At 69.7% G+C, this 25924-nt stretch carries 24 protein-coding genes; 8 read left to right on the top strand and 16 right to left on the bottom strand.

The features are described 5' to 3' along the window. Positions 1–133: 133 nt before the first annotated feature. Positions 134–571, top strand: a complete 438-nt coding sequence (gene fosX, locus ESP57_RS00780) for a FosX/FosE/FosI family fosfomycin resistance hydrolase (RefSeq protein WP_056008391.1) — start codon at positions 134–136, stop codon at positions 569–571. A 27-nt stretch (positions 572–598) separates the two neighbouring features. Here the strand turns inward: fosX and lepA are convergent, their stop codons facing one another. Beyond that, on the bottom strand, positions 599–2452 hold the full coding sequence (gene lepA, locus ESP57_RS00775; protein ID WP_129230192.1) for a translation elongation factor 4: 1854 nt from the start codon (positions 2450–2452) through the stop codon (positions 599–601). A 79-nt stretch (positions 2453–2531) separates the two neighbouring features. On the opposite strand from lepA, the gene ESP57_RS00770 reads away from it, so the two are divergent. The 4 genes from ESP57_RS00770 to rpsT all read left to right on the top strand — a co-directional run bounded on the left by ESP57_RS00770 (position 2532) and on the right by rpsT (position 5618). Further along, on the top strand, positions 2532–3773 hold the full coding sequence (locus tag ESP57_RS00770; protein ID WP_129230189.1) for a sensor histidine kinase: 1242 nt from the start codon (positions 2532–2534) through the stop codon (positions 3771–3773). Further along, positions 3770–4393 (top strand): response regulator, encoded by a 624-nt coding sequence (locus tag ESP57_RS00765; RefSeq protein WP_129230187.1) that lies wholly within the window; start codon positions 3770–3772, stop codon positions 4391–4393. Before ESP57_RS00770 ends, ESP57_RS00765 begins: the two co-directional genes overlap by 4 nt. Before the next feature lie 3 nt (positions 4394–4396). Further along, positions 4397–5239: an alpha/beta fold hydrolase gene (locus ESP57_RS00760; protein WP_115958180.1), complete on the top strand. Its 843-nt coding sequence runs from the start codon at positions 4397–4399 to the stop codon at positions 5237–5239. Between the two features lie 118 nt (positions 5240–5357). After that, positions 5358–5618 carry a 30S ribosomal protein S20 gene (rpsT, locus tag ESP57_RS00755; protein ID WP_056008379.1) on the top strand — a complete coding sequence of 87 codons (261 nt, stop codon included), beginning with the start codon at positions 5358–5360 and terminating at the stop codon, positions 5616–5618. Positions 5619–5836: 218 nt separating this feature from the next. On the opposite strand, the gene holA is transcribed toward rpsT, so the two are convergent. From holA to ESP57_RS00705, 10 genes are all read right to left on the bottom strand, one after another. Next, a complete protein-coding gene (gene holA, locus ESP57_RS00750; protein ID WP_056008376.1) occupies positions 5837–6874 on the bottom strand; it encodes a DNA polymerase III subunit delta in 1038 nt (345 codons plus the stop codon). A gap of 26 nt (positions 6875–6900) precedes the next feature. Beyond that, positions 6901–9285, bottom strand: a complete 2385-nt coding sequence (locus tag ESP57_RS00745) for a ComEC/Rec2 family competence protein (protein ID WP_056008372.1) — start codon at positions 9283–9285, stop codon at positions 6901–6903. Beyond that, positions 9286–9951, bottom strand: coding sequence for a ComEA family DNA-binding protein (locus ESP57_RS00740; RefSeq protein WP_082571281.1), 666 nt, complete (start codon positions 9949–9951; stop codon positions 9286–9288). A 191-nt stretch (positions 9952–10142) separates the two neighbouring features. After that, positions 10143–10769: a Chromate resistance protein ChrB gene (locus ESP57_RS00735; RefSeq protein ID WP_235507670.1), complete on the bottom strand. Its 627-nt coding sequence runs from the start codon at positions 10767–10769 to the stop codon at positions 10143–10145. Then, positions 10756–11370 carry a DUF1349 domain-containing protein gene (locus ESP57_RS00730; RefSeq protein ID WP_056008366.1) on the bottom strand — a complete coding sequence of 205 codons (615 nt, stop codon included), beginning with the start codon at positions 11368–11370 and terminating at the stop codon, positions 10756–10758. The genes ESP57_RS00735 and ESP57_RS00730 overlap by 14 nt, the downstream gene beginning before the upstream one ends. A gap of 107 nt (positions 11371–11477) precedes the next feature. Then, positions 11478–11891 (bottom strand): hypothetical protein, encoded by a 414-nt coding sequence (locus ESP57_RS00725; protein WP_129230185.1) that lies wholly within the window; start codon positions 11889–11891, stop codon positions 11478–11480. Positions 11892–12333: 442 nt separating this feature from the next. Continuing rightward, positions 12334–12540, bottom strand: coding sequence for a hypothetical protein (locus tag ESP57_RS00720; RefSeq protein WP_115958185.1), 207 nt, complete (start codon positions 12538–12540; stop codon positions 12334–12336). A gap of 164 nt (positions 12541–12704) precedes the next feature. Next, the gene (locus tag ESP57_RS00715; protein ID WP_115958186.1) at positions 12705–13034 is read right to left on the bottom strand and encodes a hypothetical protein; all 330 of its coding nucleotides are present in this window, start codon (positions 13032–13034) and stop codon (positions 12705–12707) included. Positions 13035–13117: 83 nt separating this feature from the next. Further along, positions 13118–13492, bottom strand: a complete 375-nt coding sequence (locus ESP57_RS00710) for a hypothetical protein (protein ID WP_129230183.1) — start codon at positions 13490–13492, stop codon at positions 13118–13120. A gap of 103 nt (positions 13493–13595) precedes the next feature. Next, positions 13596–14297 (bottom strand): LysE family transporter, encoded by a 702-nt coding sequence (locus ESP57_RS00705; protein WP_129230181.1) that lies wholly within the window; start codon positions 14295–14297, stop codon positions 13596–13598. 69 nt (positions 14298–14366) lie between these two features. Between ESP57_RS00705 and ESP57_RS00700 the strand changes: the two genes are divergently transcribed. The 3 genes from ESP57_RS00700 to ESP57_RS00690 all read left to right on the top strand — a co-directional run bounded on the left by ESP57_RS00700 (position 14367) and on the right by ESP57_RS00690 (position 17263). Then, entirely contained in the window at positions 14367–14786 is a 420-nt protein-coding gene (locus tag ESP57_RS00700; RefSeq protein ID WP_129230179.1) for an Lrp/AsnC family transcriptional regulator, read from the top strand. A gap of 469 nt (positions 14787–15255) precedes the next feature. Further along, positions 15256–16572 carry a TrkH family potassium uptake protein gene (locus tag ESP57_RS18665; RefSeq protein WP_129230839.1) on the top strand — a complete coding sequence of 439 codons (1317 nt, stop codon included), beginning with the start codon at positions 15256–15258 and terminating at the stop codon, positions 16570–16572. Next, a complete protein-coding gene (locus tag ESP57_RS00690; RefSeq protein WP_235507667.1) occupies positions 16565–17263 on the top strand; it encodes a potassium channel family protein in 699 nt (232 codons plus the stop codon). Before ESP57_RS18665 ends, ESP57_RS00690 begins: the two co-directional genes overlap by 8 nt. Before the next feature lie 97 nt (positions 17264–17360). Here ESP57_RS00690 and leuS read toward each other — a convergent pair whose 3' ends face one another. The 5 genes from leuS to cydB all read right to left on the bottom strand — a co-directional run bounded on the left by leuS (position 17361) and on the right by cydB (position 25916). After that, positions 17361–19937, bottom strand: a complete 2577-nt coding sequence (gene leuS, locus ESP57_RS00685; protein ID WP_056008341.1) for a leucine--tRNA ligase — start codon at positions 19935–19937, stop codon at positions 17361–17363. A gap of 77 nt (positions 19938–20014) precedes the next feature. After that, positions 20015–21505, bottom strand: coding sequence for an aminodeoxychorismate synthase component I (gene pabB, locus ESP57_RS00680; protein WP_129230177.1), 1491 nt, complete (start codon positions 21503–21505; stop codon positions 20015–20017). Between the two features lie 9 nt (positions 21506–21514). Beyond that, positions 21515–23233 carry a thiol reductant ABC exporter subunit CydC gene (cydC, locus tag ESP57_RS00675; RefSeq protein ID WP_129230175.1) on the bottom strand — a complete coding sequence of 573 codons (1719 nt, stop codon included), beginning with the start codon at positions 23231–23233 and terminating at the stop codon, positions 21515–21517. Continuing rightward, complete coding sequence (cydD, locus tag ESP57_RS00670; protein WP_129230173.1) at positions 23226–24911, bottom strand: thiol reductant ABC exporter subunit CydD; 1686 nt, start codon at positions 24909–24911, stop codon at positions 23226–23228. The genes cydC and cydD overlap by 8 nt, the downstream gene beginning before the upstream one ends. Beyond that, complete coding sequence (gene cydB / locus ESP57_RS00665; RefSeq protein ID WP_056008327.1) at positions 24912–25916, bottom strand: cytochrome d ubiquinol oxidase subunit II; 1005 nt, start codon at positions 25914–25916, stop codon at positions 24912–24914. Positions 25917–25924 lie beyond the last annotated feature (8 nt).

The raw sequence follows: 25924 nt of genomic DNA, 5'->3' as shown, positions 1-25924 counted from the left end.
CGGATCATGCTCTGCCCCTCTCGGAGTGAGTGCGACCGCTCGATGCGGTGCGCCTCGTCACCTGCGGCGACCACGCTAGCGCGGCCCGGCGTCGGCGTCGAGAACCCGGGTCGAGCTCTCCGAGAATGGAGGCATGGCAGACACCACCCCTCGAATCGGCAGCTCCGGCCTCAGCCACGTGACCTTCGTCGTCTCCGACCTCGACCGAATGGAGACCATCCTCACGCGCGTGCTCGGAGCGGTGCGCGTGTACGACAGCGGTGCCGAGACGTTCTCCCTGTCGGAAGAGCGCTTCTTCCTCGTCGGCGACGAACCGGCGGCGACCTGGGTGGCGATCATGCAGGGCGACGGCGGGCTGCCGCGCTCGTACAACCACGTCGCGTTCCAAGTCGACGCCGATTCGCTCGATGAACTGCGTCAGGTCATCGATTCGCTCGGTCTCGAGCAGCGACCGCCGCGCTCACGAGTACAGGGCGAGGGCGAGTCGATCTACTTCTACGACGACGACGCGCATCTCTTCGAACTGCACACGGGTTCGCTCCGCGAGCGGCTCAGCGCGTACGCGCCGTGACGCCCGGCACGTCGGAGCGACCGAAGGCTACTTCTTGTCCTTCTTCTCGACGTCGCCCGAGAGCGCGGCGATGAACGCCTCTTGGGGGACCTCGACGCGGCCGACCATCTTCATGCGCTTCTTGCCCTCCTTCTGCTTCTCGAGGAGCTTGCGCTTGCGGCTGATGTCGCCGCCGTAGCACTTGGCCAGCACGTCTTTTCGCATCGCACGGATCGACTCGCGCGCGATGATGCGAGCGCCGATCGCGGCCTGGATGGGCACCTCGAACTGCTGGCGCGGAATGAGCTCGCGCAGGCGCCCCGTCATGAGCACGCCGTACGCGTAGGCCTTGTCGCGGTGCACGATCGCGCTGAACGCGTCGACCTGCTCGCCCTGCAGCAGGATGTCGACCTTCACGAGGTCGGCAGCCTGGTCGCCCGTGGGCTCGTAGTCGAGCGAGGCGTAGCCGGCCGTCTTCGACTTCAGCTGGTCGAAGAAGTCGAAGACGATCTCGCCGAGCGGCATGTTGTAGCGGATCTCGACGCGGTCTTCACCGAGGTACTCCATGCCGATGAGCGCACCGCGGCGCGACTGGCAGAGCTCCATGATCGTGCCCACATAGTCTTTCGGCGCGAGGATCGCGGCGCGCACCATGGGCTCGCGCACCTCGACGATCTTCGCCCCGGTCGGGAACTCGCTCGGGTTCGTGACCGTGACGGTCTTCTTGTCTTCGGTCGTGACCTCGTAGATGACCGACGGCGCCGTCGCGATGAGGTCGAGTCCGAACTCGCGCTCGAGGCGCTCGGTGACGATCTCGAGGTGCAGCAGGCCGAGGAAGCCGCAGCGGAACCCGAAGCCGAGTGCGACGGAGGTCTCGGGCTCGTAGACGAGCGCGGCATCGGAGAGCTTCAGCTTGTCGAGCGCCTCGCGGAGCTCGGGGTAGTCGCTGCCGTCGATCGGGTACAGACCCGAGAAGACCATGGGCAGCGGTTCGGTGTAGCCGGGCAGGGCCTCGGTCGCCGGCTTCGCGGCGGTCGTGACCGTGTCGCCGACCTTCGACTGTCGCACGTCTTTCACGCCGGTGATGAGGTAGCCGACCTCGCCGATGCCGAGACCCTTCGACGGGGTCGGCTCGGGTGCGCTCACGCCGATCTCGAGGATCTCGTGCGTCGCCCTCGTCGACATCATCTGGATGCGCTCTCGCGGCTTCAAGTGACCGTCGATCATGCGCACGTAGGTGACGACGCCGCGGTAGCTGTCGTAGACGGAGTCGAAGATCATCGCGCGCGCCGGGGCATCCGCATCGCCGACCGGGGCCGGGATGCGCTCGACGACGCGGTCGAGCAGCTCTTCGACGCCGACGCCCGTCTTGCCCGAGACCTTGAGCACGTCGTCGGGCGAACCGCCGATGAGGTCGGCGAGCTCCTTCGCGTACTTCTCGGGCTCAGCGGCCGGCAGATCGATCTTGTTCAGGACGGGGATGATCTCGAGGTCGTTCTCGAGGGCCAGGTACAGGTTCGCGAGCGTCTGGGCCTCGATGCCCTGAGCCGCGTCGACGAGGAGGATCGCACCCTCGCAGGCCGCGAGCGACCGGGAGACCTCGTAGCTGAAGTCGACGTGGCCCGGCGTGTCGATCATGTTGAGCGCGTACGAGGCGCCGTCGACCCGCCACGGCATGCGCACGGCCTGGCTCTTGATCGTGATGCCGCGCTCGCGCTCGATGTCCATGCGGTCGAGGTACTGCGCGCGCATGTCTCGATCGCTCACGACGCCCGTGATACCGAGCATGCGGTCGGCGAGCGTGGACTTGCCGTGGTCGATATGCGCGATGATGCAGAAGTTGCGGATCAGCGCGGGGTCGGTGGCAGCAGGCACCGGCGGGTTCGTGGCTCTCGGGGACATCCTGACGATTCTCCCATGACTTCGCTTCAGACTTTCGACGGATGCCCCGTGGCGCGCCCCCGGGCTACGCTCGGAGCAAATGGCGGTCATCCAGATTCCAAGCGAACGCGTCGCTCCCTCGGCCCTGCGACCCGTCTTCACGGCGCTCCGGCTCGGCCTGCACGTGCTCGTTATCGGCCTCACGCTCTTCGTCGTCGTGCGGGCGCTGCTCGACGACGCGCCCGATGAGATCGGAGTGACGGTGCTCGCCGTCGCGTTCCTCGCCTGCTACGGGGCCGGCATCGCGGCAGCGCATCGGAACCTCCCGACCTGGGCGCGGGTGATCTGGCTCGTGAGCCTCCTCGTGCTGTGGGTCGGCATGTCGGCCATGACCCCCGACGCCGCCTTCCTCGCGTTCCCGCTCTTCTTTCTCGAGCTGCACGTGCTCGCGGCTCCGATCGCGGTGCCGCTCGTCGTCGTGACCTTCGGCCTGTCGGTCTGGGGCACGGCGACGCACCTGGGGTTCGAGGTCGGCTCGATCCTCGGCCCGCTCATCAGCGCGGGCGTCGCGATCGTGATCGGCCTCGGGTACCGCGCGATGGCGCAGGAGACGCAGGAACGCCAGGCGCTGATCCTCGACCTGATGGCGACGCGAGAGGAACTCGCGGCGGCGAGCCGGGAGGCGGGCACCCTCGCCGAGCGCGAGCGCCTCGCGAAGGAGATCCACGACACCGTGGCGCAGGGCCTCTCGAGCATCCAGATGCTGCTGCACGCCGCGGAACGCGACGTCGCCGACGAGGCCACGCAGCAGAAGCTGCAGCTCGCCCGCGAGACGGCCGCCCAGAACCTCGGCGAGACGCGCCGGTTCATCCGTGAGCTCGCGCCGCCGTCGCTCGATGCGCAGTCCCTGCCTGCTGCGCTCCGACGCCTCACCGAGTCGACGACCGAGCAGTCACTGCAGTCGGGCACGCCGCTCCGGGTCGAGTTCTCCACGAGCGGCGAGCCCGTGATGCTCTCGATGGCGGCCGACGCGGCGCTCCTCCGCATCGCCCAGGGGTCGCTCGCGAACGTGCTGCAGCATGCGAATGCGTCGCACGCGTCGGTGACGCTCAGCTACCTCGGCGACGAGATCGCTCTCGATGTCGTCGACGACGGCGTCGGATTCCGCTCCGCTCCGGCGAACGGCGTCGACGGCGAACAACCCGGTGACGCCGGCGTCGGCGGCTTCGGCCTGCGGGCGATCCGGCAACGAGCCGCGGCCCTCGGCGGCAGCGTCGACATCGAATCGACGCCCGGCGACGGCACGGCGATCTCGGTGCGCATCCCGGTGGTGGCGCCTTGATCCGCATCCTGCTCAGCGACGACCACCCCGTCGTGCGCGCCGGCATCCGTGCGATGCTCGAGAGCGAACCCGATCTCGAGGTCGTCGGCGAGGCGACGACGGCGGAAGACGCGGTGCGCCTGGCCGAGGCATCCGCCGTCGACCTCGTACTCATGGACCTGCAGTACCCGGGCGCGATGCAGGGCGCGGAAGCGACCCGCCGCATCCGCTCGCAGCAGAGCTCGCCGCGCGTGCTCGTGCTGACGAACTACGACACGGACGCCGACATCCTGGGGGCGATCGAGGCCGGTGCGAGCGGCTACCTCCTGAAGGATGCCCCGCCCGCCGAACTCATCGCCGCCGTGCACGCCGCCGCCGTCGGCGACGCCGCGCTCGCGCCCGGCGTCTCGTCGCGCCTGGACGCCTCGCGCACGAGCGGCGAACGGCTGACCGTTCGCGAGGCCGAGGTGCTCTCGCTCGTCGCCGAGGGGCGCACCAATCGCGACATCGGTCGCGCGCTCTTCCTCAGCGAGGCGACCGTCAAGTCGCATCTCGTGCACATCTTCACGAAGCTCGGGGTCGGCTCGCGCACCGCCGCGGTCGCCAGAGCACGCGAACTGGGTGCGATCAGGGCGGGCTGACGGATGCCTCGCGCTCGCGTCGTGCTCGTGCACGGACTCCGCACCTCATCGTCGATGTGGCGCAGGCAGCTCGAGCTGCTCGGTGCGCACGACCTCGACGTCGTCGCGATCGACCTGCCCGGACACGGCAGCAGGATCGGCGAGGCGTTCTCGATCGAGGCGGCACTGGAGGAGATCGACGCGGCGTTGAATCCCCAGGCTGGAGTCCGCGGCGCTGACCGCTCGGTGCCGCGCCTGCTCGTCGGCCTCAGTCTCGGCGGGTATCTCTCGATCGAGTTCGCCGCACGGAACCCCGACCGACTCGACGGACTCGTGGCCGCGTCGTGCAGCACACGGCCACGAGGCGCGCCCCTGAGTGGCTACCGGCGGCTCGCAGCACTCATCGGACGCATGCCCGATCGCGGACGCGGCCTCAACGATGCGATGGCACGGCTCTTCCTCTCCCCCGAAGCCGCCGACGACGTGCTCGCGGGCGGCGTCGCCCTCGATGTCATGGCGCCGGTGCTCGCGGCCGTCGGCGACCTCGACCCCGTCGGAGCGCTCTCGGCGATCGAGGTGCCCGTCTGGCTCGTGAACGGCCGCTTCGACCACTTCCGCATCGAGGAGCGACGGATGCTGCGCGCCGCCCACGACGCACACCTCGTCATCGTGCCCCGGGCGACGCACCTCGTGAGCCTCATCCGCCCCGACGATTTCGCGGCGGTCGTGCTCGGGGCCGTCGCGGAGCTCGATCGCCGTGCGGCCGCCGGGCGACGCCGTCGAAATGCGCACGCTGGTGCATCTGCGGGCTCGCCGAGTTTCCCCGGGCAACTCGCAGGCGCGAACGTTGGTGACCCACTCTCATAGCTGGTATCGTTGCCTGTTGGCTTGCGTGTGGGTCCCACCCCGCACGATTCGCCGGTGAGGCCCCTCTACCTTTCCCGGCACATCCGGTACCCGCACAAGAACGAAAGACGAACTCCACGTGGCAAACATCAAGTCGCAGATCAAGCGCAACCGCACGAACCTCAAGGCGCAGGAGCGCAACAAGGCCGTCAAGAGCGAACTGAAGACCGTCATCCGCATTGCGAAGGACGCGATCTCCACGGGCGACAAGGACAAGGCGACGACCGCCCTCCGTGCCGCGACCCGCAAGCTCGACAAGGCTTCGAGCAAGGGCGTCATCCACAAGAACCAGGCCGCGAACCGCAAGTCGGCTCTCGCGAAGCAGGTTGCCGCGCTCTGACGCGAACACGCACTCGATGAAGGCCCCGGCACGGATGTGTCGGGGCCTTCGTCATGCTCGGAGCGGTGATTCGATGCCGTCGTGCCTGAGCACCGCTTCGTTCCATCGCGGCGTGCGCGACGGCTCGTCACGGTGGGGTGATCGGGGCTCGCGCGTGGGCGCGCGGGCGTGGGCGTGGGCGCACGGGCGCGGACGCGCAGGCGATGCGGCGCACGAGGCTAGGCGCGGCCGCGGGAGGCGATGACGCCGACGAGCCGTTCGAGCGCGAACACGGGGTCGCGTTCAGCCCCCTTGACGGCGGCATCGGTGGCCGCGAGTGCTTCGATCGCTCGCCCGAGCCCCTCGTCAGTCCAGCCGGCGAGATCGCGCCGCGCACGATCGACCTGCCACGGCGCGAGACCCAGCGAGCCGGCGAGCTGCGCTCCCCCGCCGCGGGTGCCCGACACCTTCGCCATCGTGCGCACCTTCATGGCGAACGCCGCGACCATGGGCACCGGGTCGGCACCGCTGTCGAGCGCGTGTCGGAGCGCGATGAGCGCCTCACCGTGGCGGCCCGCGATGGCGGCGTCGGCGACGGCGAACGCATTGGTCTCGACGCGGCCGCCGTAGTAGCGCGCGACGACGGTCTCGGTGATGTCGGACGGCGCATCGGCCAGGAGCTGTCGGCATGCGGCGGAGAGTTCGCGGAGGTCGTCGCTGAACGCGCCGACGAGAGCACGCAGCGCACCGGGGCTGATCTTGCGACCAGCTGCACGGAACTCCGCGGCCGCGAAGTCCTGCTTCTCGGCGTCTTTCTTGAGTTCGGCGCAGACGATCTCGATGCCGCCGCCACCACCGGCGCGGATCGCGTCGAGGAGCTTCTTGCCGCGCACGCCGTTGCGGTGGCGCAGCACGAGGGTCGTGGACTCGGCCGTCTGCTCGAGGTAGTCGAGCGCGTCGAGGAGGAAGTCGTCGCTGGCGCGCTCGACGCCGCTGACCCGGATGAGGCGCGGCTCGCCGAACAGCGACGGGCTCGCGAGCGTCATGAGCTCGCCGCGCCGATAGCCGTCTGCTTCGAGGTCGCTCACCTCGAGCGCCGGGTCTTCGGAGCGGAGGAAATCACGGAGCATCGTGATCGATCGCTCGGCGAGCACGTCTTCGGCGCCCGTCACGAGCACGACGGGAGCAGGCCGGATCGCGTGCCACGCGAGCTGCGGGATCGCCGCCTTCGCCTTGGGCGATGCCCCTGAGCGCGATGCTCCTGTGCGCGATGCCACCGCACCTCCCGTTCGTCGCTTCGAGTCTACGGGCCGCCGACGACACCGGCAGTGTCGCGCTCGCTCCACAGGCTGAAGCCGCCGCCATCGGCCGTCAGCAGCGCCGTGCCCGACCGATCGGTGCGCACGATCGCAGTGCCGTCGGCACGCAGCAGGTCGAGCAGCCGGTCGGTCGGGTGGCCGTATCCGTTGTCGGCACCGACCCCGATCACCCCCACCGTCGCGCCGAGTTCGTCGTAGAGACGCTCACTCTGATCGGCGGAGCCATGATGGGCGACCTTCACGAGATCGACGCGTCCGAGCGCGGCGGACCGCAGCATGCGCGCCTGGGCCTCCTCACCGAGATCGCCGAGGAAGAGGCCGCGGTAGTCGGGAGTCGAGACGTCGAGGACGACGCTCGCATCGTTGCCCGGTTGCGCGTCGCGCTTCGGCCACACCACGCGCCACCGGGCGTCGCCGAGAGTACCGCCGAACCCTGCCACGACCTCGACCGGCTCGGCGCCCGCCGCGACGAGCGGATCGAGCGCGCGCGTCGAGCGGTCGCCGTCGAGCGGCCCGTGCACCACGGTGTCGACGAGTCCCACCGCCGCCGGGACTCCCCCGACATGGTCGGCATCCCAGTGCGTCAGCACGAGCAGGTCGATCCGCGAAATTCCGAGGAAGGTCAGACACCGCGAGAGTGCAGCGGGATCGGGCCCGGTGTCGATCAGCGCCGTCGCGTCGCCCGAGCGGAGGAGGACCGCGTCGCCCTGCCCGATGTCGCACGCAGCGACATCCCAACCACTGGGCCGGGTCGCCGCACCGATGAGCGGACTGCCGGCGAAGAGCCCAACGGGCACCGCGATCGTGACGATCAGCGTCGCGGCCGCGAGCATGCGAAGTCGTCGGCGGCGCCGTGATCCCAGCAGGAGCCAGAGTCCGATCGCGGTGCACGCCGCGAGCAGCAGCGCGCCCGGGGCATCCGGCAGCCATTCGAGGCGTGCGGCGGGCAGCGCCGATGCCGCCTGGGCGAGCAGCGCGATCCAGGTCGCGGGCAGCCACGCGAGCTGGAGGCACGCGAACCCGACCGACGGCAGCACCGGCAGCAGGAGGCAGCCGATGAGCCCGACGACGGTGCCGATGGGTGCTGCGGGTGCTGCGAGCAGGTTCGCCGGCACACCGTAGAGCGCAAGTGCCGGGTCCAGCAGCACGAGCACGGGCTGGCAGGCGAGCTGGGCGGCGAGTGGCACGCCGATGACTGCGGCGATGGGCAACGGCATCCAGCGCGCGAGCGCCTCGCTGAGGGGTCGCGCGAGCAGCAGCAGACCTGCCGTCGCGAACACCGACAGCGCGAACCCGTAGTCGCGGGCGTACCAGGGATCGATCGCGAGCAGCACGACCACGGCGAGTGAGAGCGCTGCGACACCGCCGCCGGGGCGACCTGCGGCGATCGCCACGAGCACCACGATCGCCATGGTCGCCGCGCGGACCACGCTCGCCTCGGGGGTGACGAGCACCACGAATCCCGTCAGGGCGAACAGCGCGACGACGACACGGGCCAGCCGCGGCAGACCGATCAGGGCGGCGAGGGCGAACGCGGCCGCCGTGACGATCGCGCAGTTCGCGCCGGAGACGGCGGTCAAGTGGCTCAGCGACGACGCCTTCATCGCGGCGTCGAGCGTCTCGTCGACCGCACTCGTGTCGCCGATCGCGAGCCCGGGTACGAGCGCTCCGCCATCGCCGCCCAGTGCGCCGGCGGCGTCGGCGAAACCGGTGCGCAGTCCGACGGTCCAGGCGAGCCATGGCGGGGGCGGTGCAACCGAGCGGATGTCGCCGACCGCCGCCAATCGGAACGCCGAGCCCTCGTCGGCCGGCAACGGCGTGACACGGGCCGTGAACGTGACCCGCGCGCCGAGCTGCAGCTCCCCAGTCGGGAGCGACAGCGCCGTCGTCACCGGTACCGCGCGCGCCGCGGCGCCGTCGACGGAGACGAGCTTTCCCTCGACTCGGAGAGCAGGCGCCTCGCCCTCGGCGAACCAGCTCGAGCGCATCGCCCTCGGCGCACCGGTGAGTTCGATCGTGACCACGGCGGTGCGATGCTCATTCGCCGCCTCGGCGAGTGGAGACGACTCCCTCGCACCGAGCCCGAGCGCCGTGGCGCTCACGACGAGCGCACCCGCCGCGAGTACGACGAGCAGGGTGGCCGCTGCAGCGCGGACGACCCGCGCGACGACGCCGGCGTCATGTGTCGGCGCGGAACCATGGCGCCTCCGCATGGCCGCGGTGATGACGAGTCCGGCGACGAGCCACGCCGCAACCCAGCACGCCACCGCGACGAGCCCGGCAAGTGCGGCGCCGCCAGGGATGCCGATGGCGCACCACGCGGCGATCCACGCGAGCGACGCGGGCAGGAGCAGGCGGAGGTCGCGCACTCAGAGGGCCACGAGTGGTTCGAGGCCCGCGAACACGGCGTCGCCGATGCCGGCGACGTCGAGCAGCTGGTCGACCGAGGTGAAGGGGCCGTTTGCGTCACGCCAGTCGAGGATGCGCTGCGCCAGCGCGGGGCCGATGCGCGGGAGGGTGTCGAGTTCGGCGACGCCTGCGCTGTTCAGGTGCACGAGCCCGTCGGACGGTCCCGCACCCGGCGCCGACGCGCCGCCGGCGGCGGGCGGCGCCACCTGTCCGACGACGGGAACGGCGAGCTGCTCGCCGTCGACGAGCGGCCGCGCGAGGTTCACGCCCGCGGGATCTGCGTCGGGCGCCAGCCCGCCGGCCGCCGCGATCGCGTCGACGACCCGGGCGCCCGCACCGAGTTCGACGAGGCCCGGCCGCACGACGGCGCCGAGCACGTGCACGAGCACCGACGGCGCCCCCACGGTCGAGGTCGCGTCGGCCGAGACATCCGCTCGGTCATCGGATGCCTCGATGCGATCTTGATCGCCGCCGCCGCCGGCGCCGAACGACATGAGCGCGGCGACCGCCACGGCGAGCACGAACAGCACCACGGCGGCGCCGACTCCGACGCGCACCCGCGGGCCGGCGCGGCGGGCGGACGCATCGAGCACCGCCATCGGGTCGACGGCATCACGAGCGGGCATGCTCGCACGCTAGACCGCCGGAAGTCGGTCGAAACGGGAGCGGGCCGCGCCCGTGCACCGGTTGGCGACATCCTCACCTGTCGAGGAAGAGTCGTACCCTCGTTACCGCCGAACCCGCGAGACGGAAAGCTGCGAGGCGCGTGTCCTGCCGCCGGGCGGTGGGTTCGAGAGATCGGCCGAGCCGCCTGCTCCTAGTCCGTGATGGGGGTCGGCAGATTCGCGGCGAAGACGAGTTCCGAGTAGCCGGACAGCCGTTCAGCCACCTCTTCGAGCCGCTGTGCTGCCGCGGCGGTGATGGCGAGTTCGACGGGATTCCTTCGCAGGAGGTCGCGCTGCCACCGTCGCAGTCGTTCGAGGCTCTGCTCCTCCTCTTCCAACTCGCCGAACGTGAACTTCTCCTTCGCGATCTCGCGATCGATCTCCGCCTCGAACTTTCCGCAATCCGCGATGAACTCGCTCCACTCATCGGTCCGGGTGGCGATGAACGCGTCGCGCACCAGAGCGAGATCTCCGTCGCCGTGCGAGTCCACCTTCAGCACTGCGATACTCCCCCCGCCCTTCTCAGCAAGCGTTCGCAGGTTCGGCAGTGGCTCCGTGAACGCAGGCAGATCCGGGATGGCCCAGGCCCCCGACGCGGCAGGCACTGCTCCAAGCCTGCGGAGTTCCCGCCATACCGCGACGCGGTGTCGAGAGGGCTCGGCCGGCACGCGAGGGATCACGAGCAGCCAACGAACATCGGTCTCAGTAGCCATGAGAAGAATGTAACAGAAGTTACAGATGCATATGTGCCGAATGTACGATGTGTCAGGATCCTTCACGCAGGTCGAGCAGCGTCTCGTCGGTGAGTCGGATCTGATCGAATCTGGCTTCGCACGTCTCCCCCAGCGGCGCCTGCGACATGAATCCGACGACCGGCGTGACGTCCGTGTGCAGCCTGAACAGTCGCACGAAGTCCCACCGCTCACCATCCGTCGAGGCGTGGAACGCATACGCCTCTCCGATGCGCGACACCCGAAGATGCACGAACTCCTCCTCGACGATGCTCGAATTGCAGTCGTCCGAGTAGTCGTTGGTCACGACGCTCACCACCATGGCCTGGCCGCCGGGCGAGTACTCGAAGCAGAGCTTCGCCCAGTGGTCCTCGTCGCACCAGAGGCCGAGCACCGCAGCATCGAAGGTCGTGCGCTCGCTCACGACCCGGGTCCGTGCGCTCAGCGTGAAGTCGCCCTCCGGCGTGAATCCCAGCAGGCTCGCCCCGTGCTGACCGGGCCCACCGAGCGAGTCGTTGCTCCAGTCGACCCCGGGAGCGGCGCGCATCACGAGCTCGCCTGCACTCGCTGCGTCTCCTGCCCCGGGGTGGTAGGCAGCGACTGACGCGGCATTCGTCCACTGAAGAGCTGGCAGTCCGGGTATCTGCATGGTGATCTCCTCGCGTCGGTTCGCGTGAACATCCTCCCGCGAAGGGGCACGCCGGGGGTCCACCAATGGGCTCCTTGCTGCTTCATTCTTTGACTGCGAGACCTTCGTCAAGAAGCTCCGATCGTCAGCCCGGCGACGACCAAGACACCGCCCGCAAGTACCAGCGCGCCGCCGACGAACAGCACGGTCCGCACCACTGGCCACCCCGTCGATGCAGCGATGGCCGCGGCGATGCCCGTGACGAGGAGCCACAGGATCACGAAGGCCACCGACGCAATCACGATGCCGAGGTATTCCTCACTCGCGTTCATCGCTGCGTTGTCACCGGGCTCCATGGTGGCGCCGGTGTACGTCTGGTACCCGTGGATGCTCAGCGAAAGCAGAAGGGCGACGTACATCGTGGGCACCAGCGCCAGGACCGACAGAGAGATGATCGAAACCAGTCCACCGGTCGATCGCTTGTGCTGGATGGCTGTGTCTCTGTTCGTGTCCGTGTCTCTGTCCGCTTCGAGTTCAGTCACGGCGCGAGCCTATCGGGAGGGGCGTTCTCGTGTTCATCACGCCGGGATGCTCCTTCGCGCGAACCGAGGGCAGCGGGTTCTCTATTCGAGCAACCCCGCGAACGTTCCGTCGCGATCGAGCTACCTCAGCTTCCACCCCCGCCGCCGATCCCAGTGCCACGCCCAGCATCCGCCGCGTAGGCACGCGCCATCGATTCGGCATGCGATGCATCTCCATGAGCCCCGGAATAATGCTCGCTGAGTGGGCGGTTCCGGCGCTCGCGAAGGCCGAGGAGCGCGGTCGCGACGACTGCGAGCACGACGATGACGACGACCGCAACGACGATCCAATCCATCGTGATCCTCCACCTCCGTTGGCGCACACCCTATATCAGGGGCGGGCAGGCCAAGTATGTGCACCGTGATCACCCGGGCGGCTCACGTCAACACCGTGCCTCGGAGCCTACGACAGCACCATCGACCAGATGACGGCGATCGCCAGCGCCAGCAGCACCCCGCCGAGGATCAGCACCGCTCGAAGGATGCGCCGCCGGCTCACGCTTCCGCGCTCGACCGATGAGCGGGAGAGCTTGTCGAGGTTCGGGCTGATGGCCTGGTACGGAGGGTCCTCGCGACTGCGCGGAATCTCCTCTTCACCATTCACGTCCATGCTGAAGCCCTTCTGCTCGCATCAGGTGGTCCTGCAGCGGGTGTGCTGAGTGTCTCATTCCCACGCGACGTCGTACACCCGCGCCGGGCGGGGGTCATATCCCACCCGTTCACGCGCATCTGCGTTCCCGCTCGGGTCTGACGGGCTCGAGCTGTGATCCGGTCTCAGGCAGAGACGGCGACGACTGACTGTTCCGAAGTCCTCGACCCCTGTGCGCGGGGTCGACGGATGCGTCGTCGCGCCGGCCGCAGGAACGAGTCACGATGATGCGCGGGCACGTAGAGGCGACCATACCGAGCGGCGCGGCTCGGCCGTACGATGAGCCCGATGCAGACGATCGCCACGCCGGCCATCGAGACGGATGCCCCGCATGCGACGATCATGAGGGCGATGCCGACCTGGTCGGCTGAAGTCGCCGACCCCTCGCCGAACGCCGACGAGTGCGCGAGAATCGCGGCTCCGGTCACCATGACAACCGCGCCCACGATCGTCATGGTCCCACCCACCTGCCTGAGCTTCTCACCCTGCGCCACCGCGCCACCTCATTCCTGTCTGCTGGGGTCGTCGTCGAGCGAGGTCACCCGGTGATCACCTGCTGCTCGCCGGTGAGCGCCGAGCCCGCCCGCCTGGCCGGGCGCTCGTACGTCGCTCGATGCACGGCCGGCACGTACCGACTGGCTCGTCGGGTCGCGCGCTTCGAACTGCTGCGCTTCGGCCGGAGCACGAGCCCCATGCACACGAGGCTGACGCCTGCGATCGCGGCCGCTGCTCCGGCTGCGGCGACGAGCAGTGCGACGTCGCGTTGCTCGCCGGTGTCGATGGACACCGTGCCGAACGCCGACGCGAACGCGAGCATCGCCGCGCCCACCACCATGCCGATGAGACCGACCATCGTCACCGCGCCGCCGACGCGCATGAGCTTCTTGCCAGCCTGCATCGTTGTCACCCCCAAGTACACCTTCTCCTCAACAGAGATGTCCGGGTATGGGACCTTGGTTGCATCTTGGGTCGCTCGACCCGACAGGAGCGCTCATCGCAGGCCTTCTTGCCGTGCGCTACACCACCTGCGCGATGAGCACCGCGCCGAGCACCGCCACGGTGGCGTTGCCGATGACCGCAGTCCAGTTCCTGAACGAGGCGCCGGTCTTGTGCCGCAGGCCTGCTCCGAGCGCGACGAGGAGCGCTTGCCATGCGAACGACGCCACGGCGACGCCGACCACGAAGCCGACTTGGGCGGCGCCCGACGATGCCGTCTCCCTCAGGCCGGGGAGGATCGCGACGAAATACAGCAGCGTCGCCGGGTTGATCGCGGTCAGCCCGAGGAAGAGCGCATATCGAACCCATCCGGTGGTTGACGTCGACGGGGTCGACCACGACGGGGTCGCCCCCGTCACGGGGATCGAACGAGCCGCCGGTCCCAGCGCTCGTGTCGAACTCGTGGCGGCAGTCGGGCGTGCCGCGCGCCAGCCCTTCACGAGTCCGTGGATGCCGAGCGCGATGAGCACCGCCCCGCCGCTGATCTGGGGCCAGGGCGCCCACGTGGTGATCATGGGGCTCAACACGGCGCCCGCCGCCACCGCACCGGCGCAGTAGAGCGTGTCCACCGTCGCGACAGCAGCGGCACCCGGAAGCCCGCCCGGCAGGCCCCGCAGGATTCCCTCCTGGACGAGGAGCACGCCGATCGCGCCGAGCGGCGCTGCCAGCGCCAGGCCGGCGACCGCGCCGGCGAAGAGGCCGATGATGAGGTCCGTGTCCATACGACGATGATCCGCTCTGGTTGACCTGCACACTGCGCAAACATCCTGTCGCCTGAGAGAATCATCTGCATGGATGCCGTAGACGAGAAGATTCTCGATGTTCTCCGAGTCGACGGGCGCGCTTCGTTCAGTGCGATCGGCCGTCAGGTCGGTCTCAGCACGAACGCGATCGCCGCGCGGGTGCGTCGCATGGAGAAATCGGGGGTGATCGTCGGGTATCGGGTCGTTCTCGCTGCCGATGGGCCGGAGAGCACCGCGGGTCTCGAAGCGTTCATCGACGTCCGCCTCGATCCCGCAGAAGACTCCGAGGCGTTCCTGGCATGGGCCCGGCTGGTGCCGGAGATCCGCGATGCAGTCCACGTCACCGGTGCCTACGACTACCTCCTGCACATCGGGGTTCGCGACACTGCGGCGCTCGACCGCCTCCTGCGAAGCCTGAAGAAGCAGGGCGGTGCCGCTCACACCCAGACTCGTCTCGCGCTCCGCTGAGTCTGGCCGCACCATCTGCGACCCTTCAGCGATCATCGACTGGAGATCGCCGGGCGTAGCACATGGCACCATCCGTGTTCCGGCTGCTAGCCTCGGCGTTACCAGCGCGTACGGCGGCGGCTCTGTTTCGGGTACTCTGCCTCCTCTCGACCGGACGCGTTGAGTCGGACGAAGAGATCAGAGGGGGGCAACCACTCTTCGCCCCTGAAATGACGCGAGCGCGAGTGCGTGCGCCATCGATGGAACCGCGACCCTACCCGCGTAGGACATCGATGGCCGGGCCGGTGAGACCTCTTCACCGGCCCGGCGGCTCATCTCCGAAGATGCGCGCCAAGCCGGATTCGAGCGACGGGGCGATCTGGATCGGGACGTGCCTTCGATTGGGTGTCGGAGAGGCTACAGTTTTCCGGTGACCACTCGCGCACCCGCCGCAGCTGGACGGCAACGGCGCCGACTCGTTCGGCTTCGGATGCATCCGGCTCAGACGGTCGTCACGGGCTTCGCGCTCGCGATTCTCGCCGGCACCGCCCTGCTCATGCTGCCCATTTCGAAGGTCGGCCCCGGCGGCGGCTCCTTTGTCGATGCACTGTTCACGGCGACGTCGGCGGTGTGCGTCACCGGGCTGACGGTCGTCGATACACCGACCTACTGGACTCCGTTCGGCCAGGTCGTGATCATGGCGCTGATCCAGCTGGGCGGGCTCGGCATCATGATCTTCGCCTCCCTCATCGGCCTCGTCCTCGCACGCAAGCTCTCGGTCCGCTCGCGGCTCAACACCGCCGCCGAAGCGAAGGCGGTCGGCTTCGCCGACGTCCGCGGGCTGGTGCGCGGCATCCTGAAGATCACCGTCCTCATCGAATTCGGCGTCTTCGTCCTCCTCGGCGTGCGGTTCATGCTGGGATACGGGTACGGCGTCGGCGAGGCGGCCTGGCACGCTGCGTTCCTCGCGGTGTCATCGTTCAACAACGCCGGCTTCGCGCTCTACACCGACAACCTCATGGGGTTCGTCGCCGACCCGTTCGTCTGCCTCCCGATTTCGGCGGCGATCATTCTCGGCGGGCTCGGTTTCCCCGTCATCATGCAGCTCCGCAAGGAGTTCACGAAGCCGCTGCACTGGTCGATGAACACGAAGCTCGTGCTCTGGGGCAGCGCGGTGCTGCTCATCGGCGGCACCGCATACATCACCCTCATCGAGTGGAACAATCCCGCGACGCTCGGGACCCTCGACCCTGGCGCACGGCTGCTCGCGGGATTCTTCCAGTCGGTGCAGACTCGCACCGCGGGGTTCAACTCCATCGACATCGGCTCGATGCACGACGCGAGCTGGCTCGGGATGGATGTGCTGATGTTCATCGGCGGCGGGCCGGCCGGCACGGCGGGCGGCATCAAGGTGACCACGTTCGCAGTGCTCTTCTTCATCATGCTCACCGAGCTCCGCGGCGAAGGCTCGGTGAACATCTTCGGCAAGCGGCTGAGTCGAGCCGTTCACCGCCAGGCCATCACCGTCGTGCTGATCGCCGTCGCCGCGGTCGTCGCCGGAACCGCCGTGCTGTTGCTGCTGACCGGTCTCGACCTCGACCGGGTCCTCTTCGAGGCCGTCTCGGCATTCGCCACCGTGGGCTTGTCGACCGGCATCACAGCCGGCCTTCCCGATGCGGCGAAGGTCGTGCTCGTGCTGCTCATGTTCCTGGGCCGGCTCGGCCCGCTCACCCTCGGCACCGCCATCGCGCTCCGCGAACGCCGAGTCCTCTACGAATTCCCCAAGGAAAGGCCAGCCATTGGTTAAGTTCCCGTTCTTCGGCGGAGACACGTCGCGCCGCATCGCCGAGGCCGACTCCGTCGCGGTCATCGGGCTCGGCCGCTTCGGCAGCGCCCTCGCCGTCGAGCTGATGGCGGGCGGCACCGAGGTGCTCGGTATCGACCTCGAGGAAGATCTCGTCCAGGCCCTCAACGGCCAGCTCACCCAAGTGGTGCGAGCCGACTCCACCAAGGAGGAAGCGCTTCGCCAGCTCGCCATCGATGAGTTCGACCGTGTCGTCGTCGCCATCGGCGGTGACGTGTCAGCCTCGATCCTCACCTGCTCGGTGCTGCTCAGCATGCAGATCCCCGTGATCTGGGCCAAGGCCGTCGACGATCGTCACGGGCTCATCCTCGAGCAGCTCGGCGTGCATCACGTGATCTACCCCGAGAAGGACATGGGTCGCCGCGTCGCGCACCTGGTCCGCGGCGCCGCGCTCGACTACATCGAGGTGGCGCCGGGATACGCGCTCGTGAAGACGGCAGCGCCATCGCTGCTGCACGGAAAGCGCCTCGGTGACACCGGCATCCGTGCCAGCCACGGCATCACCATCGCCGCCTATCAGCACGACGACGAGCCCTGGCGGAACGCCGACAACAACACCCTCCTGCACGACGGGGACACCGTCCTCGTCGTCGGCCCGACGAGCAGCGCCGAAGCGTTCGCGCAATTGCGCTGAGGGAGGCGGACTCCCGCAGCGGTTCGAGCGGCGACGCACTCGTCTCGGGAGGGTACGCATTCGCCGGCCGCCCGCTTCGCGCGGGCGCGCCGGGACGTCAGCCCTTCGTCGCGATGTTCACGATTCGAGGAGCGCGCACGATCACGTTGACGATCTCGCGCTCGCCGATCGAGCGCACGACCGCTGCCGAGGCGCGCGCCATCGCCTCGAGCTCGTCGCCCGAGATCTTCGGCGACACCTCGAGCCGGTCGCGCACCTTGCCGTCGACCTGCACGATCGCGGTGACCGACTCCTCGACGAGGAGCGCCGGGTCGGCCTTGCGCCACGGCACGAGAGCCACGGTCGGCTCGTATCCGAGACGCTGCCACATGTCTTCGGCCGTGAACGGGGCGAAGAGATCGAGGATCATCGCCGTGACCTCCGCCGCCTCACGGACCGCAGCGTCACCGGCGCCTGCACCTGAGTCGATCGCCTTGCGCGTCGCGTTCACGAGCTCCATGAGCCGCGCGACGACGACGTTGAACTTGAAGGCCTCGACGAGGCCCGGCGCGTCGGCGAGCAGGCGGTGCGTGATGCGCCGAAGCGACGGGTCGCCCGTCTTCCACTCGACCTCGGGGCTCGAGGTGACCTCGCCCGAGATGCGCCAGGCGCGGGCCAGGAACTTCGAGGCGCCGACCGGGGAGACATCCGCCCAGTCGATGTCGTCTTCGGGCGGGCCGGCGAACGCCAGGGTGACGCGGAGCGCATCGGCGCCGTGCGCCTGCAGCTCGCTCGCGAACTCGACCAGGTTGCCTTTGGACTTCGACATCTTGGTGCCGTCCATGATGACCATGCCCTGGTTCAGCAGCGACGTGAACGGCTCGGTGTAGCTCAGGTAGCCGAGGTCGAAGAGCACCTTCGTGATGAATCGCGAGTAGAGCAGGTGCAGGATCGCGTGCTCGACTCCGCCGACGTACTGGTCGACGGGGGCCCACTTCTCGGCCTCCGCCGGGTCGAAGGCGCGCGTGTCGTCGGTGGGGTTCAGGTAGCGCAGGTAGTACCACGACGAGTCCACGAACGTGTCCATGGTGTCGGAGTCACGGCGCGCGGCGCCGCCGCAGTTCGGGCAGGCGACGTTGACCCAGTCCTCGGCCGCGCCGAGCGGGCTCGCGCCCTTCGGCTTCAGGTCGAGCCCCGCGGCATCCGGCAGTCGCACCGGAAGTTCGCTCTCAGGAACCGGCACCTCGCCGCAGTCGGGGCAGTGGATGATCGGGATCGGCGTGCCCCAGTAGCGCTGGCGCGAGATCAGCCAGTCGCGCAGGCGGTAGTTCTTCGACGAGCGGCCGAGGCCGCGCTCGGCGAGGATCTCGATCACGCGGCGGATCGCGTTGGACTTCGAGAGTCCGTCGAGGGGGCCCGAGTTGATGAGGCGGCCCTCGCCCGCGAGTGCCACGCCGGTCGACGCCGGGTCTTCGAGCGTGACGAGTTCGTCGGGCAGGTACGGGTCGCCGTTCTCGTCGAGCGGGATGACGGGGATCACGCCCGTGACGGGCGCGTTCGTGTCGACGACGACGCGCACGGGCAGGTCGAACGCGCGCGCGAAGTCGAGGTCGCGCTGGTCATGCGCGGGCACGGCCATGATCGCGCCGTGGCCGTAGTCGGCGAGCACGTAGTCGGCGGCCCAGATCGGCAGGCGCTCGCCGTTGACCGGGTTGATCGCGTAGCGCTCGAGGAACACGCCCGTCTTCGGGCGGTCGGTCGCGAGCCGGTCGATGTCGCTCTCGGCCCGCACCGAGTCGACGTAGTCCTGGAAGCGCATGCGCACTTCTGCGGAGGCCCCGCTCGCGAGCTCGGCCGCGAGGTCGGAGTCGGGGGCGACGACCATGAACGTGGCGCCGAAGAGCGTGTCGGGACGCGTCGTGAAGACCGGGATGCGCTCATCGCGCCCCTCGATCTCGAATTCGACGTCGGCGCCCGAGGAGCGGCCGATCCAGTTGCGCTGCATCGACAGCACCTTCGACGGCCAGGCGCCCTCGAGCTGGTTCAGGTCGTCGAGCAGGCGGTCGGCGTAGTCGGTGACGCGGAAGTACCACTGCGTGAGGGCCTTCTTCGTGACGACCGCACCGCAGCGCTCGCAGTGGCCGTCGATGACCTGCTCGTTGGCGAGCACCGTCTGGTCATTGGGGCACCAGTTGACCTGACCGGCCTTGCGGTAGGCGATGCCCTGCTCGTAGAGCTTCAGGAACAGCCACTGGTTCCACTTGTAGTACTCGGGGTCGCTCGTGTGGAGCTCGCGCGACCAGTCGAACGACGGCGCGTACTGGCGGAACGACTTCTTCTGCTGCTCGATGTTCTCGTAGGTCCACCCGCGGGGGTCGATGCCGCGCTTGATGGCGGCGTTCTCGGCGGGCAGGCCGAAGGAGTCCCAGCCGACCGGGTGCAGCACGTCGAAGCCCTGGTGGCGCCAGTACCGGGCCACGGTGTCGCCGTAGCCGAATGCCTCGGCATGGCCCATGTGCAGGTCGCCCGACGGGTACGGGAACATGTCGAGGATGTACTTGCGAGGCCTCGTGTCACCAGGGAGCCCTGCGCGGAAGGGCTCGGACTCATCCCAGACGGGAAGCCACTTCGCCTGGATCGCGGCGAAGTCGTACGCGCCGGCGTCGGCGTGCGCTGGGTCCTGGTCGTGTGCCACGTGACTCTCAATCGTGTATCGCTCGGGGAGGGCTTCCGGGCGCGCCGGAACGCGGCGCACTCGGACATCCAGCCTACTCACTCCGAGACGGGCACGTCCGCGCCCAGCACGGCGAGCAGCGCGCGCGCCTTGACGCGCGTCTCCTCGACCTCCTCGGCCGCGACGGAAAGGGCGGTGATGCCGCCGCCGGTGCCGATCGACGCGCCGCTCGGAGTGAGCACGATCGAGCGGATCACCATCGCGAGGTCGGCACCGCCGTCGATGCCGAGGTAGCCGAACGCACCGGAGTAGACGCCTCTCGGCCCCTGTTCGAGCTCGTGCAGGATCGTCATGGCGCTCCGCTTCGGCGCACCCGTCATGGAGCCGGCGGGGAACGCGGACTGCACGGCGTCGAGTGCGGTGAGCGGATGCCGCAGCCGCGCGATCACCGTCGAGACCAACTGGTGCACGTGGGCGTACTCCTCGACGTCGAGCAGGCTCGGCACCTCGACCGTGCCGAGCTCGGCGATGCGGCCGAGGTCGTTGCGCATGAGATCGACGATCATGAGGTTCTCGGCGCGTTCCTTCTCGCTCTCGAGGAGTTCGCGGCGAAGGGCGGCATCGGCGTCGGGGTCGTCGCTTCGGGGCCGCGTGCCCTTCATGGGCTTCGTGGAGACGAGCCCGTCGGCGTCGACGTGCAGGAACTGCTCGGGCGAGGCGCTGAGGAGCGCCGTGTCGCCGAACCGCAGGTAGCCGCCGTGGTGGCTCGGGCTCGACGTCCGCAGGGCGAGATAGGCGGTCGCCGGGTCGGGATGCACGTCGACGTCGACGCGGTTGGTGAGGCACAGCTGATAGGCGTCGCCACGCACGATCGCCGCCTGGCATTCGGCGATGAGCTGCGCGTACCGCGCGGCATCGTGCCGCCATCGGCTCGGCACGCCGACGGTCCGCGCGCTCGTCGGGTGCGATGCCGACGAGGTCACCGGCACGGATGTCGCGTCGAGCCGCTCGATCGCGCCCGCAAGCGCCGCCGCCCATGCTTCAGGCGTCTTCCGTGCCTCGCGCTCGTCGTCGCCGCCATCGCCATCGCCGTCGATCCAGACGAGCCGCACCGATCGTGCGCCGTGATCGAACACGATCGCCCGGTCGACGAAGAGGAACGCGGCATCCGGCGTCTCCGCCTCCGCGATCGGCACGCCCTCGTGGGCGGCGCCCAGCTCGTACCCGAACCACCCGAACCAGCCGAGGGGCGCGGCGGCATCCGCTCGGGCGGAGTCCGTCTCGGCGGCCGGGCGATGCGCGGCGAGGGCACCGCCGAGCACCTCGAAGATCGACGCCGCCGACGTGGCGGGCTCGGCACCACCGGGCTCGGCCGACCGCGGGCGGCTGCGAGAGACCGTGCCGCGGATCACGTCGGCGGTCACGAACTCGGAGCGCTCGTGCGCGACGGCGAGCACGCTCGAGCCCGACACGGCATCCGCCCCCCCGTCGAGCCAGACGACGTGCTCGGACTCGGCGAAGAGCGCGCGGAAGACCGCCTCGGGGTCGCGCCACACCGGCAGGGCGAGCTGGCGGACGCGACGCGGCATCCTCTCAGCCTAGATCGCCGGCAGGCGACCGTCTTCGATCGTCACGACACGATCGACGAGCGAAGGGTCGACGGGCGCGTGCGAGATGAGCACGACGCTGCTGCCCGAACGGCTCGCGGCATCGGTCAGGTCGCGGAGCAGCGCGTCGGCCCGTGCCGGATCGACGCTCGCCGTGGGCTCGTCGAGCACGAGCACCGGGAAGCGCGCGAGCATCGCCCGGGCCAGGGCCAATCGCTGCGCCTGTCCGCCCGAGACGAGCGCGCCGCGCTCTCCGACTCTGGCGTCGAGCCCGCCGCGCTCGTCGACCCATTCGCGCAGGCCCACGCGCGCGAGCACCTCGAGCAGTTCGTCGTCGGTCGCGGTGTCGCGAGCGAAGATCAGGTTCTGCCGCACATCTTCATCGAAGAGCCAGGGTCGCTGCTCGACGAGCCCGACGATGGCGCGCACGTCGGCGGGGTCGAGGGTCGAGGCCTCGACCCCTCCGAGACGATACGAGCCCTCGTAATCGAGGAAACGCACGAGCACATGGGCGAGCGTCGTCTTGCCCGCTCCGGATCCGCCGCGGACGAGGAGCCGCTCGCCCGGCGCGATCGCGAGGTCGACACCGGTGAGGGCAGCGCCGCGGTCGGCGCCGGCCAGACCGGAGCCCGTGCCGTCGGTGTTCACGAGCGCCGGCCAGCCCGCCTGCACGCCGCGCAACTCGACCGTCGGCGGCGTATCGCCGCTGGGCGGTTCCGCGGGCGACGGCGGCAAGACCGGGATGCCGGCCGGCACGGAGTCCGGCACGGCACTCGCGACCCGGGCGGCGCTGGCGCGCGCGAGCCGGAGCGACGACGCCGCGAGCGGCACCGCCGTCGCGACCTCGGCGATCGCGAGCGGCACGAGGCAGAGCACCGCGAAGGTCGGACCGTCGATGCGGCCGCCCTGCAGGAGCGGCACGGCGGCGGCGAGGCTCGCGGCCACGGCGAAACCGCCGATCGCGCTCATCGCCGCCGCTGCGACACCGGTCGCCGCCGCCCGCGAGCGGGTCGCCGCGGCATACCGGGCGCCGAGCGCGTCGATGCGGCGCCGCCCGGCGCCCGCGGCGTCGAAGGCGACGAGCACGTCGAGAGCCTGCACGTGCTCGACGATCGCCGCCTGGAGTTCACCGCGGAGGGGGGCCGTCGTGCGTTCGGCATGGACGAGCGCCCGCTGTTGCACGAGGAGCGCCACGCCGATGCCGACGGCCAGGCAGATCAGCACGGCGATCGCCGACTCGGGCGCGAGGAACCCGATGCCGACGACGGCTGCCACGAGCACGATCGCCGCGCTCACGAGCGGCTGCACCGCCCGCAGCGGCACGTTCTGCAGCTCGTCGACGTCGCTCACGAAGCGATCGAGCAGGTCGCCGCGACGCGTCGCCGCGATGCCGTCGGGTGCGATCGGGAGCATGCGCTCGAACACGTTCGCGCGGATCATGGCGAGCTGCTTGAACGACGCGTCGTGGCCGCTCAGCCGCTCGAGGTACCGGAAGACCGAGCGCCCGAGGGCGAACGCCCGCACGCCGACGATCGCCACCGACAGGTAGAGCACCGGCGGCTGCTCGGCGGCACGCGCGATCAGCCATGCCGAGCACGCGAGCAGCACGATGCTCGAGCCTGCTGAGCCGATGCCGAAGAGCACCGCAGGCAGGAGCCGGCGCGGGCTCGGGACGGCGCGGCGAAGCATCTCGCGGGCGGGATCAGACATGTGCGGGCTCCAGCTCGATGACACGATCAGCGCGGCCGGCGAGTGCTGCTCGGTGGGACGACACGACGACGATGCGTCCCTCGGCGGCGAGTTCGACCAGGGCATCGCCGAGCGCCGCCTCGCGGTACTCGTCCTGCGCCGAACTCGGCTCGTCGAGGAGCAGCAGCGAGGCGTCGCGCGCGAGCAGTCGATGGATCGCCCGGGCGGTCGCGACGCGCTGCGCCTGGCCCCCCGAGAGGCCGGACCCGCCGGGTCCGAGACGCAACTCGGGGTCGAGCTCGACGCCCGCGAGCCGGCATGCGCGCGTGCAGAGGCCGGGGTCGGCGCCCTCCTCACCGAGTCGCACGTTCGAGGCGATCGTTCCGGCGAGGAGAGCCGGCGTCTGGCCCGACCACGCGATCCGCGACCGACCGCTCGCGTCGGCGCCTGCTCCGGCTCCGTGGCCGGCGTCGGCGCCGAGCACCGCGCCGTCGAGCCGCGCGACGCCCTCGAGCGGCACGAAGCCGAGCAGCGCAGCGAACAGGCTCGACTTGCCCGAGCCGCTCTCCCCCGTCACCGCGACGAGTTCGCCGCGAGCTGCGTCGAGGTCGAGGCCGTCGATCACGGCCCGGTCGCCCCGCATGACCCGGATGCCTCGGAGGTGCAGTCCGTCCGCGGCATCCGCGCCCTCGTTCGCCTGGTCGGCCGGGGCGACCGCGGACGCGCGCGCCGGAGCGCGAACCGCCCGTTCCGCGGCGTCGAGCAGATCGAACGCGTCGGCCGAAGCGGCGACGCCCTCGGTCGAGGCGTGGAACGCGGCACCGACGTTCCGGAGCGGCAGGAAGACCTCGGGCGCGAGCACCAGCACGAAGACGCCCGCGATCAGCAGCATGTCGCCCGCGACCAACCGAAGGCCGATCGAGACCGCGACGAGCGCCACCGACAGGCTCGCGGCGAACTCGAGGGTGAAGCCCGAGAGGAACGTGATGCGCAGCACCTTCATGGTGTGCGAGCGATAGTCGTCGGTGACCGCCCTGATCCTGGCGGTCTGGCGCTCGGCCCTGCGGAAGAGCAGCAGCGTCGACAGACCGCCGACGACCTCGAGGAACCCACGCGAGAGCGAGGCGAGGCTCTCCCACTGGCGACGCTGCACGGCCTCGGTGGCCATGCCGATGAGCGCCATGAACACGGGGATGAGCGGCAGCACGATCACGAGCACGAGCCCCGAGAGCGGATCGGCGACCCACGCCATCGCGATGAGGATCGGCGTGACGACGATCGTCGACACGAGCTGCGGCAGGTACTGCCCGAAGTAGGCGTCGAGGGCGTCGAGGCCGGGACCGAGCAGCGTCGCGATCCGCGCCGTGGGAAAGTCGGGAAGACCCTCGGGCCGCGCCTCGAGCGCCAGGAGCAGTTCGCTCCGGAGCTCCGCCTTGACCCGGGTGGCACCGGCCGACCCCACGACGTCCCAGAGCCACGCGGCGACGGCGCGAACGGATGCCGCGGCGACGAGCAGCACAAGGAGCGGTACGGCATCGGGCATCGCCATTCCGTCGATGAACCCGGTGACGAGGGATGCCAGCGCCCATGCGAACGCCACGATCGCGGCACTCTGGACGAGGGCGAGGGCACCGCCCGCGGCGAGGAAGCCGCGAGCGGCGCGGGAGCGGCGAAGGAGGCGCGGATCGAGCGGCTTCACCTAGTGCGCTGCCGCCTCGATCGACGCGCGCGTGACGCGCTTGCGGAAGACCCAGTACGTCCACCCCTGGTACAGCAGCACCAGCGGGAGGAAGACCACGGCCACCCAACTCATGACGGTGAGCGTGTACGTCGTGCTCGAGGCGTTCACGATCGTGAGGCTGTTCGCCGGGTCGTTGGAGGCGGGCATCACGTCGGGGAACAGCGCCGCGAAGAGCGACAGTACCGCGGCGGCGACCGTGACGGCGAGCAGGGTGAAGGCGATGCCCTCGGCACCGCGCCGATTCGCGAGCCATCCGCCGATGAGCGCCACGGCTGCGGCGACCGCGAGGATCCAGAACCAGAACGTGCCGAACGCGAGGCCGGTCCAGAGGAGGAAGAGTGCCGCGACGACGATCGTGATGAGACCCGACCTCGCGGCGAGCCGCCGTGCCCGCTCGCGCAGCTCCCCCTCGGTCTTCAGCGACGCGAACACGACGCCGTGGGTGAAGAAGAGCAGCAGCGTCGTGACGCCTCCGAGCAGCGCGTACGGGTTCAGCAGGTCGAAGAGCGTACCGGTGTAGTTGTGATCCGCATCGAGCGGCACCCCCTGCACGATGTTGGCGAAGGCGACGCCCCAGAGCAGTGCCGGCACCGCCGAGCCGACCACGATCATGCCGTCGAACCACTTCTTCCAGCGCGACTCGGGTCGCTGGTGGCGGTACTCGAAGGAGACGCCGCGAGCGATGAGTGCGAGCAGGATGAGCAGCAGCGCGAGGTAGAACCCGGAGAAGAGCGTGGCGTACCACTCGGGGAACGCCGCGAAGAGCGAGGCGCCCGCGACGATCACCCACGTCTCGTTGAGGTCCCAGACGGGCCCGATCGTGTTGATGAGCACGCGACGATCGGTCTCGTCCTTCCCGAGGAACGGCAGGGACATGCCGACGCCGAAGTCGAAGCCGTCGAGTACGAAGTAGCCGACGAACATGAAGGCGACGATCCAGAACCAGAGCACGGTGAGATCCATGGGGTGTC

Source organism: Agromyces fucosus (assembly GCF_004134865.1).
GTDB classification, from domain to species: domain Bacteria; phylum Actinomycetota; class Actinomycetes; order Actinomycetales; family Microbacteriaceae; genus Agromyces; species Agromyces fucosus.
The sequence above is the reverse complement of the archived record's forward strand: the minus strand, read 5'-3'. Positions and strand labels throughout refer to the sequence as shown.

Coding starts and splice junctions, on each gene's coding strand:
- fosX (WP_056008391.1), top strand. CDS start 134: ATGGCAGACACCACCCCTCGAATCGGCAGCTCCGGCCTCAGCCACGTG.
- lepA (WP_129230192.1), bottom strand. CDS start 2,452: ATGTCCCCGAGAGCCACGAACCCGCCGGTGCCTGCTGCCACCGACCCC.
- ESP57_RS00770 (WP_129230189.1), top strand. CDS start 2,532: ATGGCGGTCATCCAGATTCCAAGCGAACGCGTCGCTCCCTCGGCCCTG.
- ESP57_RS00760 (WP_115958180.1), top strand. CDS start 4,397: ATGCCTCGCGCTCGCGTCGTGCTCGTGCACGGACTCCGCACCTCATCG.
- ESP57_RS00740 (WP_082571281.1), bottom strand. CDS start 9,951: ATGCCCGCTCGTGATGCCGTCGACCCGATGGCGGTGCTCGATGCGTCC.
- ESP57_RS00730 (WP_056008366.1), bottom strand. CDS start 11,370: ATGCAGATACCCGGACTGCCAGCTCTTCAGTGGACGAATGCCGCGTCA.
- ESP57_RS00720 (WP_115958185.1), bottom strand. CDS start 12,540: ATGGACGTGAATGGTGAAGAGGAGATTCCGCGCAGTCGCGAGGACCCT.
- ESP57_RS00715 (WP_115958186.1), bottom strand. CDS start 13,034: ATGACGATCGTGGGCGCGGTTGTCATGGTGACCGGAGCCGCGATTCTC.
- ESP57_RS00705 (WP_129230181.1), bottom strand. CDS start 14,297: ATGGACACGGACCTCATCATCGGCCTCTTCGCCGGCGCGGTCGCCGGC.
- ESP57_RS00700 (WP_129230179.1), top strand. CDS start 14,367: ATGGATGCCGTAGACGAGAAGATTCTCGATGTTCTCCGAGTCGACGGG.
- ESP57_RS18665 (WP_129230839.1), top strand. CDS start 15,256: ATGCATCCGGCTCAGACGGTCGTCACGGGCTTCGCGCTCGCGATTCTC.
- pabB (WP_129230177.1), bottom strand. CDS start 21,505: ATGCCGCGTCGCGTCCGCCAGCTCGCCCTGCCGGTGTGGCGCGACCCC.
- cydC (WP_129230175.1), bottom strand. CDS start 23,233: ATGTCTGATCCCGCCCGCGAGATGCTTCGCCGCGCCGTCCCGAGCCCG.
- cydB (WP_056008327.1), bottom strand. CDS start 25,916: ATGGATCTCACCGTGCTCTGGTTCTGGATCGTCGCCTTCATGTTCGTC.